This window comes from Psychrobacillus sp. PGGUH221 (assembly GCF_042055255.1).
Taxonomy (GTDB): Bacteria; Bacillota; Bacilli; order Bacillales_A; family Planococcaceae; genus Psychrobacillus.
On sequence record NZ_JAQMHQ010000009.1, the window covers coordinates 196,396 to 211,869 of the forward strand.

Annotated in this window: 14 protein-coding genes; 2 read left to right on the plus strand and 12 right to left on the minus strand. The window is 36.2% G+C overall.

Translation table 11 applies throughout. From position 1 onward, the window contains the following. Positions 1 to 22: 22 nt before the first annotated feature. From PGC35_RS16240 to lplA, 5 genes are all read right to left on the minus strand, one after another. Positions 23 to 1,960 carry an FtsX-like permease family protein gene (locus PGC35_RS16240; protein ID WP_375219926.1) on the minus strand — a complete coding sequence of 646 codons (1,938 nt, stop codon included), beginning with the start codon at positions 1,958 to 1,960 and terminating at the stop codon, positions 23 to 25. Further along, positions 1,932 to 2,705, minus strand: coding sequence for an ABC transporter ATP-binding protein (locus tag PGC35_RS16245; RefSeq protein ID WP_375219927.1), 774 nt, complete (start codon positions 2,703 to 2,705; stop codon positions 1,932 to 1,934). The genes PGC35_RS16240 and PGC35_RS16245 overlap by 29 nt, the downstream gene beginning before the upstream one ends. Then, a complete protein-coding gene (locus PGC35_RS16250) occupies positions 2,665 to 3,711 on the minus strand; it encodes a sensor histidine kinase (protein WP_375219928.1) in 1,047 nt (348 codons plus the stop codon). The genes PGC35_RS16245 and PGC35_RS16250 overlap by 41 nt, the downstream gene beginning before the upstream one ends. 1 nt (position 3,712) lies before the next feature. Next, positions 3,713 to 4,417, minus strand: coding sequence for a response regulator (locus tag PGC35_RS16255; RefSeq protein ID WP_375219929.1), 705 nt, complete (start codon positions 4,415 to 4,417; stop codon positions 3,713 to 3,715). Positions 4,418 to 5,088: 671 nt separating this feature from the next. Then, positions 5,089 to 6,081 (minus strand): lipoate--protein ligase, encoded by a 993-nt coding sequence (gene lplA / locus PGC35_RS16260; RefSeq protein ID WP_375219930.1) that lies wholly within the window; start codon positions 6,079 to 6,081, stop codon positions 5,089 to 5,091. Positions 6,082 to 6,203: 122 nt separating this feature from the next. Here lplA and yhfH point away from each other — a divergent pair, with 122 nt between their 5' ends. Then, positions 6,204 to 6,329, plus strand: a complete 126-nt coding sequence (gene yhfH / locus PGC35_RS16265; RefSeq protein WP_082355136.1) for a protein YhfH — start codon at positions 6,204 to 6,206, stop codon at positions 6,327 to 6,329. A gap of 462 nt (positions 6,330 to 6,791) precedes the next feature. Here the strand turns inward: yhfH and PGC35_RS16270 are convergent, their stop codons facing one another. The 6 genes from PGC35_RS16270 to PGC35_RS16295 all read right to left on the minus strand — a co-directional run bounded on the left by PGC35_RS16270 (position 6,792) and on the right by PGC35_RS16295 (position 13,167). After that, positions 6,792 to 8,981: a YhgE/Pip family protein gene (locus PGC35_RS16270; protein WP_375219931.1), complete on the minus strand. Its 2,190-nt coding sequence runs from the start codon at positions 8,979 to 8,981 to the stop codon at positions 6,792 to 6,794. A 66-nt stretch (positions 8,982 to 9,047) separates the two neighbouring features. Further along, positions 9,048 to 9,617, minus strand: a complete 570-nt coding sequence (locus PGC35_RS16275) for a TetR/AcrR family transcriptional regulator (protein WP_375219932.1) — start codon at positions 9,615 to 9,617, stop codon at positions 9,048 to 9,050. An 88-nt stretch (positions 9,618 to 9,705) separates the two neighbouring features. Continuing rightward, the gene (locus PGC35_RS16280) at positions 9,706 to 10,164 is read right to left on the minus strand and encodes a FixH family protein (RefSeq protein ID WP_375219933.1); all 459 of its coding nucleotides are present in this window, start codon (positions 10,162 to 10,164) and stop codon (positions 9,706 to 9,708) included. After that, on the minus strand, positions 10,161 to 11,555 hold the full coding sequence (locus tag PGC35_RS16285) for a sensor histidine kinase (protein WP_375219934.1): 1,395 nt from the start codon (positions 11,553 to 11,555) through the stop codon (positions 10,161 to 10,163). Before PGC35_RS16285 ends, PGC35_RS16280 begins: the two co-directional genes overlap by 4 nt. Then, positions 11,552 to 12,226 carry a response regulator transcription factor gene (locus tag PGC35_RS16290; RefSeq protein ID WP_375219935.1) on the minus strand — a complete coding sequence of 225 codons (675 nt, stop codon included), beginning with the start codon at positions 12,224 to 12,226 and terminating at the stop codon, positions 11,552 to 11,554. The genes PGC35_RS16285 and PGC35_RS16290 overlap by 4 nt, the downstream gene beginning before the upstream one ends. Further along, positions 12,223 to 13,167 carry a YncE family protein gene (locus tag PGC35_RS16295; RefSeq protein ID WP_375219936.1) on the minus strand — a complete coding sequence of 315 codons (945 nt, stop codon included), beginning with the start codon at positions 13,165 to 13,167 and terminating at the stop codon, positions 12,223 to 12,225. The genes PGC35_RS16290 and PGC35_RS16295 overlap by 4 nt, the downstream gene beginning before the upstream one ends. A 107-nt stretch (positions 13,168 to 13,274) precedes the next feature. On the opposite strand from PGC35_RS16295, the gene PGC35_RS16300 reads away from it, so the two are divergent. Next, entirely contained in the window at positions 13,275 to 14,252 is a 978-nt protein-coding gene (locus PGC35_RS16300) for a nuclease-related domain-containing protein (RefSeq protein WP_375219937.1), read from the plus strand. A 285-nt stretch (positions 14,253 to 14,537) separates the two neighbouring features. On the opposite strand, the gene hemH is transcribed toward PGC35_RS16300, so the two are convergent. Beyond that, positions 14,538 to 15,467 (minus strand): ferrochelatase, encoded by a 930-nt coding sequence (gene hemH, locus PGC35_RS16305; protein ID WP_056832458.1) that lies wholly within the window; start codon positions 15,465 to 15,467, stop codon positions 14,538 to 14,540. Positions 15,468 to 15,474 lie beyond the last annotated feature (7 nt).

Below are 15,474 nucleotides of genomic sequence, written 5' to 3' on the forward strand. Positions count from 1 at the left end.
ATAGTAGCATGATGCTTTTTGGTCAATACGCTTGAATATGGGATATATATCTCCATCGAATTAAGTAAAAATAAGCTACTTGAATCACAGTGAATGCGATTAAAACGAAAAGCATTTCTTTCGCGATAGAAACTGCTGCTAAATCTACCCACACTGCCTGTAGGTAAATAAACGAAAATGTACTATGCACCATGGCAAGTCCCCAAGGTAAAAAGAATTGTGGAATCAATTGTCTATTAACGATTTTTACTAGTTCATGATCGGTTACACCCATTCTTCGAAGGACATCATACTGTTTCTTATCTCTCTCTAAATCGGTATACAATTTAAAATACACAAAGCTTCCTGCAGCAAGTAACAGTACTGCTGCTACAAGTAATCCCGTAAATAGTAACAATGAAAATGTTGCACGTATGATGGAATAATTTAAACCTGGATTAACAAAATAAAATGGATTTGGATTTACCTTTGAAGTACCCATTGACTCCACCATTATTCTATCAATATCTGCTCCTACTTCCTTTGTTCTTAGCCATTCTGGAACATGAAAGGCATAAAAGGTTGTCCTAGATTCTTTCAGTCCATAGCCAGACAGAGGCTCTGTCACTAACTGAAAATCTTCATCGCTGATAATTATTGTTCGCTGATTGATTGCTAATGAAGGGAATATATAATGTTCGAATTCCCCTATTATATGAATAGGTACACTGCTCTCTTCTAGCACAGTTTGTTCCTCTTGGGGGCTAAGATTTCCTATGTCCTCCTGAGTATTTGGTACTAATATCGCTTCCCCTTGAGTCAAATCAACTAAAGGTATTTTTAATGAAAGCGCCAAGCTATTTACTTCTGATTCTTTTATCACATTCACTACTTCTTGTGAACTGGAAGAAGTTTGCTCCTTCACATTAAATTTCACTAGCTCATACGATAAGCTTTCTCTTTGAAGCTCTTGGGATAGCTTCATAATATGTTCTTTCTCAAAAGGATTATCCCAATCACTGGAGTAAAAAATACTAATCGGATTTAATTCACGATATTGTGCAGTAAAGGAAGTAAAAGATGTAACAACTCCCACTGACAAAAAAGCGATAGTTGATACGATTGTTACGACAAAAAACATACGTGCATTTTCTCGAATTTTAATCGATCCATCCGCAAAAACAATTAAATGAAAAGGACGCCAGTAAAAGGATTTTCTTTTGCGAATTTGCTTAATTATATACAACATACTATCAGTGAAAAACAAGTAAGTACCTACAATTGCAAGGATAATGATGACAAACGTAATCCAAAAGGTCATCTTAAAGAGAGAAAGTAGAACTAGACTATAGGCAGTAAGCAGCAAAACTAATCCCAAAATCGCTTTCCACTTTGCATACGCTACTTGCTCATCAGCTTTCCAATATCCTTTAAGCAATTGAATAATTTCTTTTTTACGAATGAAAACAACACCGCTGATCGAAATAATGATAAATAAGGATAAAAAAACAACGATTGTTAGTGTAAATGGCTTCCAAGATAAATAAAGAGGTAGACTATCTAAAAGAAACAATTCTCGAATAACCATAAAGAAAAATTTCGAGAAGGCAAAACCCCAAAAAATCCCCACCGTAATAGATATAGCTCCTAGAATCATTGTTTCTAAGAAAACTAAACGATTTAATTGTGATTTTTCCATACCTAAATTTAATAATAGCCCGAACTCTTTAGATCTAGCCTGTAGGAAGGCACTCATCGAATAAAACAAAAAGAACAATGTAAAAATAATGAGGATAATTTCTGCAATAAGCATTCCACCAAATGCAATATCTCTTAAGAATTTATCCTCAATATTCGGATGAAACATCAACATGGAATAAATAAAAAACACCATTACGGAGAAAATACTTGCCATAAAGAAGGCAGCATACACACGACTATTTCGAATTACATTATGATAAGCGAATTGTTGAAAGGTCATTTACATTTCCACCCAATAAAGACAAAATATTTAGTATGCGCTGGAAAAATGTTTGTCTTCGGTCATCTTTATATATTTCGTTAAAATATTCTCCGTCTTTTATAAATAGAACACGATCACAATAACTTGCTGCTATTGGATCATGTGTTACCATGATAATCGTTGTTTTACTTTTTTTATTTACTTGTGTGAGTATTTCAAGTACATCCTTTGCTGATTTTGAATCTAAATTTCCAGTCGGTTCATCTGCTAAGATGATGCCAGGTTCATGTATAAGAGCACGTCCAATAGCAGTCCTCTGAGCTTGTCCTCCGGAAATTTCGGTAGGTCTTTTTTCTAGTATCCCTGATAAATCTAAGTGCTTCGCAATATCCTCTACCCTCTGTTTCATCACTTCAACAGGTTGTCCGTCAAGTGTTAAAGGTAAAACCATATTTTCTTCCACTGTTAATGCTGGAAGCAAATTAAAGTCTTGAAATACAAAACCAAGCTGTCTTCTTCTAAATAGTGATAAATCATTCTTTGCAAGTTGAAGAGGATCTGTTCCATCGATTAAAATGTTTCCTGAAGTTGGACGGTCGATTGTAGAGATAATATTCAGCAATGTAGTTTTCCCACTACCAGAAGGGCCCATTACGGCAAGGAATTCTCCTTTTTCCACTTCAAAACTCAATTGATTGATAGCAAGATGGGCTACCTTTCCTTCATAGACTTTCGTCACTTCTTCCAGTAATAATATCGACATCATTCTCGCTCCGTTCTTCTTGTTCCTGCTGTTTAAACATGATAGAGACAGTCGTGCCTTCTCCTACTGTAGTAGATATTATCATTTCATGTCCTAAACGATTACAAATTTCTTGTGCCAAGTATAAGCCCATTCCAGTAGATTCGCCTGTTTTTCTCCCATTTTCTCCAGTAAAAAATGCTTTTGTCACCCTTTTTATATCTGAAGCCGGTATTCCAATCCCTTCATCCCGAACGGAGAATATAATCTTATGGTCTTTTTTGGTCGTTTCAAAATATACCTTCTTATTTTTCTCAAATGTATACTTCACTGCGTTCGTCAAAAACTGAGCAATAACAAAATGAATCCATTTTCTATCCGTCGTAATCATGCAATTTTCCTCAATTGAAATGACAGGAAACACATGATTACCAATGAATAAGCGTTTATTCTCTGTCACAACTTGCGTAACTAATTGTTTTAAATCTACTTGTTCGATTTGCATATCCTCTTCGAAAGTATCAAGCCTTGCATTCATCAAAACAGCCTCTAACCCTCTTTTTAGTCGATCTGTTTCTTCCGACACACTTAATGAATCTATCACTTCTTTTTCCTGTATCATAAGTTCTAAAACAGAAATAGGAGTTTTCATCTGATGAACCCAACTATTCATAAATTGCAAATGCCTATTTTGCCTTGCATATAATAGTTGCACTTCTTTTTGATACAATCGGTAAATATGCTGCAAATACAATTCCACCTGTTTAATCTCTGGGGATTGGGCTTCTTTTTGGAGTACAACCTCAATCTTTGTTGGTACAGAAAGAATCTTTTTATAAAAAGAATATTTTTTAACAAATAATGTCCCTAAAAAGGTGATCGTCAATATACTACTAATAACAATTGAATAGATTGCTGTATCTACGTTACGAAAGCCATCTAGCCAATATAAGAGCATAATAAATAATACTAATAAAAACTGAAAGATTAGAAAGATTAAATGTTCACGCATAAATAAACGAAACATCTTAAGATTCCTCCGGACTTACTATCAATCGATAGCCCGCTCCTCGAACCGTTTCAATTGTCGATGTTACCTTGTAATCAGCAAGCTTTTTCCGAACTCGAGTCATATTAACATTTAAGGTGTTTTCATCAACAAACGATTGGTCATCCCATAAATCCTCAAGCAATTTTTCTCTTGTTACAAGTTTTGGATAACTTCTCATAAGCAAATCTAATATCGTACATTCCTTCTTTTGCAAAGGTATTTCTTCAGAAGGAGTATGCAGTTCCATTCTTTCTAAAAATAGCTGCAACTTTCCTACTTTTACAATTCGCTCTTCCTGCTTCGCTGCATATTCACCATAAGTTCTTCTTAAATGACTACGTATTTTCGCAAGGACGATTTCATAATGAAAAGGTTTCGTTATAAAATCATCTCCTCCATTTTCAAGTGCAAACACCTGATCCATTTCCCCTGATCTTGCGGAAACAAAAATGATCGGGCAAGTTGTATATTGGCGAAGCTGTCGGCACCAATAATACCCATCATATGAAGGTAAATTTACGTCTAATAATATAAGATGAGGATCAAAAATTTGAAACTCCTCGATAATGTTGTCGAAATCTTGAATGGTATGTACCTCATAATGATATTTACGTAAAGTATCTGCAAGTAATGCAGCAATTTTACGATCATCCTCTACTACTAAAACACGATGTACCGTCACTTGAATCCTCCTCAACAAGCAATCTCCCTCTATCATATCATAAAGAAAAGCGACAGCGAGCTTGAAGACTATACTGTAATTAAATTGTATAAATTCCAGTTTAAAACGTAAGCTTGGATATCTAAAAATGATGATTATTAACAGTAATAGAATTTGACTTTACTAAATTATGTCGTCCAATAAATAAGAAAATAGTTGAAACGGCTCCCTTTCCGCGGGCGTTGCCTTAGCCTCCTCGCTGCGCTGCGGGGTCTTCGGCTAACGCTATTCCCGCAGGAGTGTCGCCTTTTTCAACAATTTTCTATAAATACTAATTGAAAAAATTAATGGAAGGAATGATGGTTTTCTAATTGAAAAGCGGATAATAGTTGATTGGAGTGGAGGGAGGCAACTCCAGCCGGATTAGCAAATGTTTTCTGCACCGAAAGCGAAGCGTCAGGTGCATGAGCTGAAGACCCTGGACTGAGGGAAGCGGCTGAAGCCATGCCGGCGGAACGCGTCCGCCTGGAACGGAAATTAACGGGTCTAAAATAAGCATGACGGGCCACATGCATTGGTGCTACCTACGCAAATGCATTAGATTAGTGTTGTTATCTTTCATATGATGAAGTAAGCCAAATTAAAATGTAAAAAGCCTAACATAATTAATATGTTAGACTCTTCAAATATTATTAATAGATGAGCTGTACTAATTCTTCTTTTGAAATACCGCCAAAGTACTTTGGTACGTCAATTGGTTCAAGTGCCTCTTCTATAGCTTGTTTACTATATAGTTTACCGACTAATAGTTTTTCTACTTCTTCCATATCACCGACACCAAAGAAATCACCATAGATTTTCACTTCTTCGATTATTCCTTTATTCACTTCTAATCGAACATCTACACCACCAGCAGGGAAACGGTGGGAGTGTTTTATATTAAATTTAGGTGATTTACCGTAATTCCAATCCCATTGTTGATAGCGTTCTTCCGAAAGCTTATGAATGTTTTTCCAATCTTCTTCTGTAAGTTCCCAATATTGTACATTCTCTGCTCCACCAAAAATAGAGGCAAGAATTTCTGATCGAAACTGTTCAATTGTCATCGGGTTTTCCATTAAATCAGAAATGTTTGTTACGCGGCTACGAATTGATTTGATTCCTTTAGACTCAATTTTTTCTTTACTCACCTTTAACGCTGATACAACTGCATCAATCTCTGTATCGAACATTAAAGTACCATGGCTGAACATTCTTCCACGCGTAGAATACTGTGCATTACCAGATATTTTTTTCCCTTCTGCCAAAATATCATTTCTTCCAGAAAGCTCAGCAGTCACACCCATTTTACCAAGTGCATCTATAACTGGTTGTGTAAATTTTTTGAAATTGCGGAAGCTATCCCCGTCATCTTTTGTTAGAAAACTATAGTTTAGATTCCCTAGGTCATGATACACTGCACCGCCACCCGAAAGTCTGCGAACAGGTATAATTCCATTTTTCTCTACAAAGTCTGTATTAATTTCTTCCACTGTATTTTGATTTCTCCCAATGATAATGGAAGGCTTATTTATGTAAAACAGAAGAAAAGAATCCTTTTCAACATCCATTGTTTTTAAAGCATACTCTTCAATTGCAAGGTTAATTCGTGGGTCTGTTATTCCTTTGTTATCAATAAAATACATGTTCATCTCTCCTTTAGACCTATTTTAACAAAAAACTGCGGAATGTGTTGACAAATGATTCTGTGTTATATTACAATCATTTTAACTTAAACAGTTATATAACAGATGGAGGTGGAACAACTATGTTAGAAAACGTAATTGAATTTTTCCGTAACCTGCCTGAGAAAAAATGTGCTACATGCGGTGAAACAATTGAAGAGCAGCATGAGTGCTATGGTAATCAATGTGATAATTGTAATTCCATTTAATTTTTTTGAAATGCCAGCTAGATTATTCCCCATTCTAGCTGGCTTTTTTTCGTGCAAAAATGCCTATCCTTATGATGGATAGGCATTGTAGCTTAACGACAAAAGTATTTTTATGCAGTTATAAATAATAATAAATCATCCTAAAGAGGTTGCTTTATCCAATTAAAATTATAGATAGTAGATATCTATAAGGAATTATTTATAAGGCAGGGACCCCCACGAAGACTCCTGTGGGAACAGCTTGAGCAGAAGACCCCGCAGTTGAGAGGAAGGCAATCTAAGTTCGCCGCATCCTGCGGCAACGATTGCATGACCAACATCGTGTTGGCCTAGGAGGCTGAAGTCAAGCCCACGGAAAGCGAAGTGGGGGTCCTTGCCGAATTTATTATACAACTCTATACACCCACAATTGAGTTTGTCTAAGTCTGAATGCCTATCCTTATGTTGGATAGGCATTGATTATTATGCTTCAGCTGTTTGTTTGGAGTGTCGTTTTGAAAACAATAACATGAAATAACCAAATGTTAATGCTAAGCAAGCAACCATGAAACCAATTAACACACTATTATTAAACCAAATTTGACTAACATCGCCTGAAGAAATAGACGCTTTAAATGCTTGAACTGAATAAGTCATTGGTAATAATTTGTTGAAAAATTGTAATGGCTCAGGAAGTAACTCTAATGGGAATGTTCCAGCGCTAGTTGTTAACTGAAGAATTAACACAATTATCGCTAAAAATCTTCCTGGATCACTGAATACAGAAACGAACAATTGAATCATTGCTAAGAAAGTAAAGCTAGTGATGATTGCAGTTAAAATGAACATCCCTATGCTTTGAGTTTCTAGTTTTAATGCAAATAATGCAATTAGAACAACAATAAGCGATTGGATAATTCCAACAGCGGCAAGAACGGTAACCTTACTTGTAAACCATTTCGCTCCACTAGAAGGCGTAATAGCAGGTTGTACGAATGGGAATACAATGGAGATAAGTAACGCACCAACAAATAAACCAAGTGATAAGAAATATGGTGTAAATCCTGTTCCATAGTTTGGAACTGCATTCACTTCTTCTGTTTTTACTTCAACAGGAGCGGCAACCATATTGAATGTATCATCTGTGGCACTTACGTCTCCCACTTCTTTACTAGCGTCTTTAAGGCTAGATTGCAGTGTATTTGTACCATCGACCAAAGCTTTTGTTCCATCTGCTAGTTTTGTAGATCCAGCTGCTAGTTCACCAGATTTTTCCGCAAGTGTTCCGGTTCCAGTTTGTAGTTGTGTGGACCCAGCTGCTAATTGATTTAAGCCACTAACCAAACTATTTGAACCAGTATAGGCTTGTTGTATTCCGGATTGAAGCTCTTTCATTTTTGCTGCTAACGTACTTGTACCTGTGGCTAGACTATTTGAGCCTTCAACTAACGCAGAAGAAGAATCATTTAGTTTTGATATACCTTGTTGTGCCTGTGAATAACCAGCACTTAGTTGTTCAGCTCCATCATGCACTTTAGCTGTTCCACTCTCCAAAGCGGCTGTACCACTAGTTAATTTTTCTAACCCTGCTGATACAGTTGAACTACCAGTCTCCAGCTGTTTCAGTGATTCCTTTAATGCAGTTGTCTGTTCTTCTGGTAATGCGGCACTTAGTTGTTCCAGTTGTTTGGATAATGCTTGTATCCCAGCTGTTACATTTGTCGACCCTTGTGCTAATTGGGTAGCACTATCATTTAAATTTGCAGAACTATTTTGTAGTTGGGCTAATGATGCTAACAAAGTTTTGTCTTTCTCACTTAATAATTGATAACTTTCATTTAGCTTTGCTACTCCTTCTGTGTACTGCTGAATACCTGTTTGTAATGACCCAGCTCCTGTTGCAGCTTGACTTGCCCCATCTGTAAGTTGTGTTGAGCCATCAGACAATTGAGAGAGACCAGTATTTAATTGGGTAGAACCTTCGGCAGCAGTTTGTATTCCTGAATTAACTGTAGTAGTTCCGTCACGAAGCTCTATTGTACTGCTTGCAAGTTGCTCTAAATAACCTTTTAAATCACTTGCTCCATCGTTAAGTTCAGATGCACCGTCTTTTATTTGACCTGCACCGTCTGATGCTTCAGCGAATCCATCACCTAGTTTGTTAATAGAAGAAAAAAGTTGCTCCGCATAAGTAGTCGTAACTTCTTCATTCACTTGTGCACGAATTTGTTCCATTGCAGAGTTACCAATTTGTGATGCTAAAAAGTTATATCCTTCATTCGCTTTATACGTAATAACCATTTTTTCTGGTTGTTCCTCTAATAATGTTGTTGCATGCTGTGAAAAATTACTTGGTATTTCAATTAGTAAATAATAATCTTGATCTAATAATCCTTGTTCTGCTTCCTTCTTGGAGACAGATTCAAAATTAAACTGTTCACTATCTATTAGTTTATCCGTTAATGTTTCTCCTAGAGCCAGTTTCGTCCCGTTATAATCTGCCCCTTCATCGCTATTGATAATAGCCACTGGTAGATCGCTCAATTTTGCATAAGGATCCCAAAATGCCCATAAAAACATGCCCGCATACAAAACTGGTATAAATAACACCGCAATAATTGAAACCAATACTTTCCGGTTTTTAAAGATTGCTTTCCATTCTGCTTTTATCATTTTTTTCCCTCCAAAACTAATTGACCATAATATTCATTTGGTCATTTTTCTTCAAAAAAAGGAGTCTCAAATTAAGAGACTACGAAAGATAGTGTCTTGAATAATAGTTGAAATTTCATCTTCCGATAAAGATTGGTCATGAGTTATGTTCCAATCATTCACGAGAGCAAGATACGTTTTTAATAGTAAATATGCTACAAGTTCACTATTAACTTGTCGAATTTCTCCTCTTTCTATATATTTATCAATCTTTTCTTTCACAAACGAAACTATTGCTTGTTCCACTTGTTGGACTACTTGTTGAACGGTAGGTGTTCGTAATTCTTTTTCTTCATCTATTATTTTTACAAATAGCTGATGTGTTTCTCTAAACTCCAACATCTTCATCAATGCCGCGTGAGCATTTTTCTGAAACGAACCATCCTCTTTAATCGCTTTCGTAGCCTCATGTTTCATTTCAGCTATCATTTGAAGGACAATTTCTTGAAAAAGGACTTCTTTGTTTTCGAAAAATGTATAAATAGTTCCTTTTCCAACGTTTGCAATTTTGGCGATTTGATCCATTGTTGTAGCTTTATAACCGAAAAGCGAAAAAGATTTCGTTGCTGCTGTTAGTATTTCCTGCTTCCGATCCATCGATTTCACTCCTAAAGAAAAATGACTAGAAAACCAAATCGGTCATCTAGTCAATATAATACACTCATTTTGTTTTTTTAGCAAGTATTTATTCGTGATGCATAGAATCATCACTGTCGTCTGGTTTCACTTTACTCATGTCAGGATTTCCGACCTTTAATTCTTGTTTGGGCATAACATGAAGGCCACGTGCTGTTGTATGGGCAAACATATAATAGACACCATCATGATCAAAAGTATAATTAGCTTCGTAAACACCGTCTTTCGTGAAAGTACCTTCTAACATTTCACTTTGGTCGCGCATCCCAGACTCCCATACTTCAAACTCCACCTTATCCGCATCGTTAACAGCTTCCTCGCCTTGAGTAACTTTTGCTGAAAGTGTGATTTCCTCTCCAACAGGTAATGTCTCTTCTGTTTGAATATCTACTACAATCTCTTCTAAAGTACCTTCATTATGTGAACCTTCGTCATGTGTTGTATCTTTAGAAGAACAACCTACTAACGCTAAAGTTACTAATGCAAGTATAGCTAAAATATGTTTCATTCGAATGAATCCTCCCAAATAGGTAATGTAATGTATACAGTCGTTCCTTTTCCAACTTCACTAGTAAATTCTAGCTTTCCTTTTTGAATAGCAACTAATTGGGAGGCAATGGAAAGACCTAATCCTGTGCCCCCGTCTGAACGACTTCTTGCTTTATTCACGCGGTAAAAACGCTCTGTAATATGAGCTAAATGCTCTTTTTCCATACCACATCCTTCATCCTTTATTTCGATTGTCGTATCCTTTTTTGTCGTTTTATTGCTAATGCTTATACTGGACCGATTTGGAGAATAGTGAATCGCATTTTCCAAAACATTTATCAAGATTTGTTTTGTTTTCGGTTCATCCACATTTAATATGGTATCTTCATCAACCGTTACAATAAATGAAATTTCTTTTTCAGAAGCGTTAGATTGTACGAGCTGAATTACTTCGCGAATGGCTTCCGCTAAAACAATCGGTCCAGTCTCGACATCTTCATCGTTTTCTGCTCTAGCAACGGTTAGCAAATCATTCGTTAACTTTTGCATGCGATCTGCCTCTCGAACGATTAGTTTATAAATTTCTTCTTGTTTCTCTTCTGGTATAAGCTTTTGTTCAAAAGCCTCTCCATAACCTTTTATATAACTAATTGGTGTTCTTAATTCATGCGAAACAATTGAAAGGAAATCTCGTTTTTTTTCATCTTCCTCCTGTATAGAAGCTGCCATTTGGTTAAAGGTTTGAGCGAGCTCACCAATCTCATCTTGAGACTCCACATTCACTCGAGTAGTATAATTTCCGCCTGCCATCGAAAGAGCTGCTTCTTTTAACCTTGCCAATGGTGTTAACACTTTCTGTAGACTTTTTAGGCTAATATAAGCCATTCCTATTAACAGTAAAGAAACAATCCCAATTAAAAAGACAACATCTTTAGAAGCCATTTCGGTTATTTTTGTTAATGGTACATATAAATAAATAATTCCTTCTAACCGATTTTCATCGACAAGAGGGTAAATAACCGATACAACTTCTCGATCAAATCTACTTTCAAACCCTCTTTTCGTAACTGAATTACCGGCAAGCAGTTCTGCTCTCTCCTCTGCTCCTATTAAACTGTCATAATCGATATCGAAAGGAACGCATGCACTCAATTCCCTCGGATTTCGAACAGTAAAAGCTTCTATATTCGAAAAACGATTATACTCTTCTGTTTGTTTAATAAATTCGTCTGAGACAACTCCACCATCATATGTACGATGTAAATTTTCTGCAACCTCTTTCATAGAGTTCTCCGTATGTTGCACATACAGCTCCTCATATAAAAAATTTGTAAATACGACTAAGAAAACAATGGTAGTAGCAATAAAGACAAGCAACAGCATCCAAATTTTAAAGGATAACTTTTTCATTCTTTAACCTCAAAACGATATCCTATTCCCCAAACTGTATCAATGTATTTCCCAGCAACTTCACCAAGTTTCAGACGAAGAGTTTTTATATGCGTATCAACAGTGCGTGTACCACCTTCATACTGTATACCCCAAAGCAATTCTAGCAACTGCTCCCTAGAGAAAACTTTTCCTTCATTCTCCATGAATAAATAGATGAGTTCATATTCTTTCAAGGTAAGGACAATTTTAAAACCATCTCTCTTGAGTTGTCTCCCCACAATGTCATTTACTAATATTCCCTTTGTTATAATATCATTATTCGAGGAATATCCAGTTCTTCTAAGTATTGCATTGATTCTAGCAGTTAACTCCATTGCCGTGAATGGCTTTACAACATAATCATCTCCACCAAGCTGTAATCCTTTTACTAAATCGCTCTTTGCATCAAGCGCTGTTAAGAAAATAATAGGAACTTCAGAAAACTGACGAATCTCTTCACAAACAGCAAACCCATCCTTTTCGGACATCATAACATCTAAGAGAATAAGATCGATTTCTGTACTTTGTAGAAGTTCGATTGCTTGATTCCCGTTTTCAGCTTGGATTACTTGGAGGCCAGCCTTTTGTAAATGCATTTCAACTAGTTTTCGCATATCCTGTTCGTCATCTACAACTAATATAGTCGTCATTTATTTGCCTCCCTCTTAATCAGTTGAAAAGGCCCTTTACCAACTGAAACCTTCTTTATTACTTCTCCATTTTGTAAGAAGTAAACTTGATGATCGTCATAACCTGCTACTACAAGGCTTTCGCCAAAAGATGTAATGGAGAAAGGATTGGCTCCAACTTTAATAGAAGAAACCAGTTCTCCTCCTTTAGTGAATTTATAAACATAATTATTACCATGACTAACAGCATAAACGAATCCATCTGACGCATCCGCAAAATCTATAGGCATCATCGGGGCTTCCATTTCTCCCTGCAGTTCTCCACTCTGTATATTGTACTTACTAATAACTTTATTTGCCTGGCTTCCTGCACCATGTCCACCAACCCAAAGCTCGTTATCAACCAAATGTAGACCGTGGGAGGATGTAGGTATTTCCCAAGTAGTAACTAATTTTAAATCATTTATATCGTAGACAGACAATATCGTGTCTTTGAAATTAATAACGTACAAATTGTTATGATCTGCAATCATCGACATCGGATAGCGACCAGTATCAGCTTTAGCAATTTCATTCCCTTTTACATCATATGAAGTAACCGTATTTTCCTTCCCATTTGCAACATATATAGTTTCTTTAACTGCATATGCAAAGGTAGCTCCTTCATGGACAGGGTAAGTTGCAATAAGTTTTCCCGTAGAAATTTGAAAAAGTTCTGCATCTTCTAATGTGTTACCATACAAAAATATGTAATCATCTGAGACATGTGTAAATCCCGTATATGGCTTATCCAACTCCCAAGTTTCTATTAATTCTAGATTTTTTGAAATAAATTGAATGGATGGCTCCAATGTGTTTAAGCTTGCTACAAAATCCGTAGACGAATCAATGGGTGGAAATGTTTTATCCGAACAGGCCGACAGCATTCCACATAAAAAGAATAAACCGATTATTTTTCTCAAGAATTCGCCTCCTTTTTAACCATTCTAGCCGAAATCTGTGAAAAAAGATTGAAATACATCGAAAAATCAATCAAAAATGGAATAGTCGCAATTAGGAGATAATTTATTTGTCTGATACGCTAATAAAAAAGGGGCTGATATCAATTATTTCTCGAAATCCTCCGCAATCCCACATAGCATCAAATCGACTTCTCATTAGACTTCACACCTCACATCCAAAGACAAATGAAATATGCGAACAATTAAATAAAATAGAAGCAGGTTTTGCTGGAGAACAACTAGTAGACCGCAGTATTTTGGAAGTAAGTTTCCCAAAAGACCTGTACATTTTTACTGACCTTCAGTTGAAAATCCATGATTATCTTTACATTCAGTTAGATACGCTTATTGTTACCAAAAAATACTTACTCATTATTGAAGTGAAAAATATGGTTGGAACGATTACTTTTCAACCACATAAAGGACAGGTTATACGGAACCTAGATGGAGTAAGAACACCCTTCGAATGCCCAATTACACAAATCAATAGACACATACACGCTATTGGGCAAATGCAATTGCCTCTCCCTATATTTAAAGCAATTGTTTATTCTTCTAATCGTGTCATTTTAGAAAATGTACCCCCAGGCGAGCCTATTTTCTTTCGTAAAAATCTCCCTCTATATATTCAAAATCTTAATAATATAGAGGACCGCATAAACACTTCTCAATTTGAGGAAGTAATTAAGAAAATACAATTGAGGCGAAGTACGTTTCAACAAAAACCTCTTTGTGAAAGATGGAATATACATCCTGAAACTCTCATTAGAGGATTGCTATGCAAAAACTGTGGGAAATCCTTATGTAAAATAACTAATAAAACATGGAAATGCACCAATTGTAAAGCTGTTGATCGTAATCCTATTGCACATAATATGGATGATTATTTTTTATTAATCAAAGATTCTATCACCACTGCCGAATGCAAAGACTTTTTCGGTTTATCTTCTTCACATGAAGCATACTATATGTTGAAGAAGTGCAATTTACAGAGCATCAATCATGGAAGAAAAACAGTATATCGGAAGAAAAGTGGGATTTTCTGAGATTGGCCCGGGTTTTTCTGAGATACTCAGAGATTTTCTGAGATACTTTGGAGATTTTCCGAGATTCGTATGAGATTTTCTGAGATCCCTCGAGATTTTCCAAGATACTTCGAGATTTTCCGAGATACTTCGAGATTTTCTGAGATACCTAGAGATTTTCTGAGATAATTCGAGATTTTCTGAGATACTCCCTGGATTTTCTGAGATTCCCAGAGATTTTCTGAGATACTTTTTTTCGAACAATAAAAAACCTCTAGCGAGAACTATGCTAGAGGCTTTCTTTGATTAAGCTTTTAAGTGTTTTAATACGACGTCTGCCATTGCATCGATAAAAAGAGGTTGTGCATTTGGCATAGCTGGACGAACATAGGTTGCGCCGATTTCGTCACAAACTACTTTACATTCGTAGTCATTATCGTATAGCACTTCTAAGTGCTCTGCTACAAATCCAACTGGAGTGTAAACGAATGTTGTGAAGCCTTTTTCTTCATGTAATTCACGTGTTAAGTCTTGTACATCTGGACCAATCCATGGTTCTGGAGTTTGTCCCGCACTTTGCCATCCAACAGCATAGTTTTTCACACCAGCTGCTTTTGCGATTAAGTCAGCAGTTTCTTTCAATTGATCTGGGTATGGATCGCCTAGCTCTTTAATTTTTTCTGGTAAAGAATGCGCTGAAACGATTAAGCAAGCTTTCTCACGTTGCTCTTCAGACATCGCCGCAAATGCTTCGCCAACTTTTTCGGTCCAATATTGAATGAATTTAGGCTCGTCATACCAGCTTTCAACGGAGGTAATTTTTAAGTTGCCAAGTTTTTCTGCCTCTTCTTTAATTCGACCGTTATACGATTTAATCGAGAATGTTGAGAAGTGAGGAGCCAATACCATGGAAACTGCTTCTGTAATACCATCTTTGTGCATTTCAGACACAGCATCTTCTAGGTAAGGTTCAATATGCTTTAATCCAATGTATAATTTAAATTCAATTTCATCTTGAATTTCATTTAAACGTTCACAAAGACCTTTCGCTTGGTTTTCTGTAATTTTAGCAAGTGGAGAAATTCCTCCGATTGCTTTGTAGCGACCAGTTAAATCGGCCAATTGCTCTTCACTTGGTTTACGTCCATGACGGATATGTGTATAGTAGCGTTCTATATCTGCTTCCTCATATGGTGTTCCATATGCCATTACTAGTAATCCCATTGTTTTTTTCATTCGTATC

What these genes read in the sequence shown, in the direction of transcription:
- PGC35_RS16240 (WP_375219926.1), bottom strand. Translation starts at nt 1,960, where the DNA reads ATGACCTTTCAACAATTCGCTTATCATAATGTAATTCGAAATAGTCGT.
- PGC35_RS16245 (WP_375219927.1), bottom strand. Translation starts at nt 2,705, where the DNA reads ATGTCGATATTATTACTGGAAGAAGTGACGAAAGTCTATGAAGGAAAG.
- PGC35_RS16250 (WP_375219928.1), bottom strand. Translation starts at nt 3,711, where the DNA reads ATGTTTCGTTTATTTATGCGTGAACATTTAATCTTTCTAATCTTTCAG.
- lplA (WP_375219930.1), bottom strand. Translation starts at nt 6,081, where the DNA reads ATGTATTTTATTGATAACAAAGGAATAACAGACCCACGAATTAACCTT.
- yhfH (WP_082355136.1), top strand. Translation starts at nt 6,204, where the DNA reads ATGTTAGAAAACGTAATTGAATTTTTCCGTAACCTGCCTGAGAAAAAA.
- PGC35_RS16270 (WP_375219931.1), bottom strand. Translation starts at nt 8,981, where the DNA reads ATGATAAAAGCAGAATGGAAAGCAATCTTTAAAAACCGGAAAGTATTG.
- PGC35_RS16275 (WP_375219932.1), bottom strand. Translation starts at nt 9,617, where the DNA reads ATGGATCGGAAGCAGGAAATACTAACAGCAGCAACGAAATCTTTTTCG.
- PGC35_RS16280 (WP_375219933.1), bottom strand. Translation starts at nt 10,164, where the DNA reads ATGAAACATATTTTAGCTATACTTGCATTAGTAACTTTAGCGTTAGTA.
- PGC35_RS16285 (WP_375219934.1), bottom strand. Translation starts at nt 11,555, where the DNA reads ATGAAAAAGTTATCCTTTAAAATTTGGATGCTGTTGCTTGTCTTTATT.
- PGC35_RS16290 (WP_375219935.1), bottom strand. Translation starts at nt 12,226, where the DNA reads ATGACGACTATATTAGTTGTAGATGACGAACAGGATATGCGAAAACTA.
- hemH (WP_056832458.1), bottom strand. Translation starts at nt 15,467, where the DNA reads ATGAAAAAAACAATGGGATTACTAGTAATGGCATATGGAACACCATAT.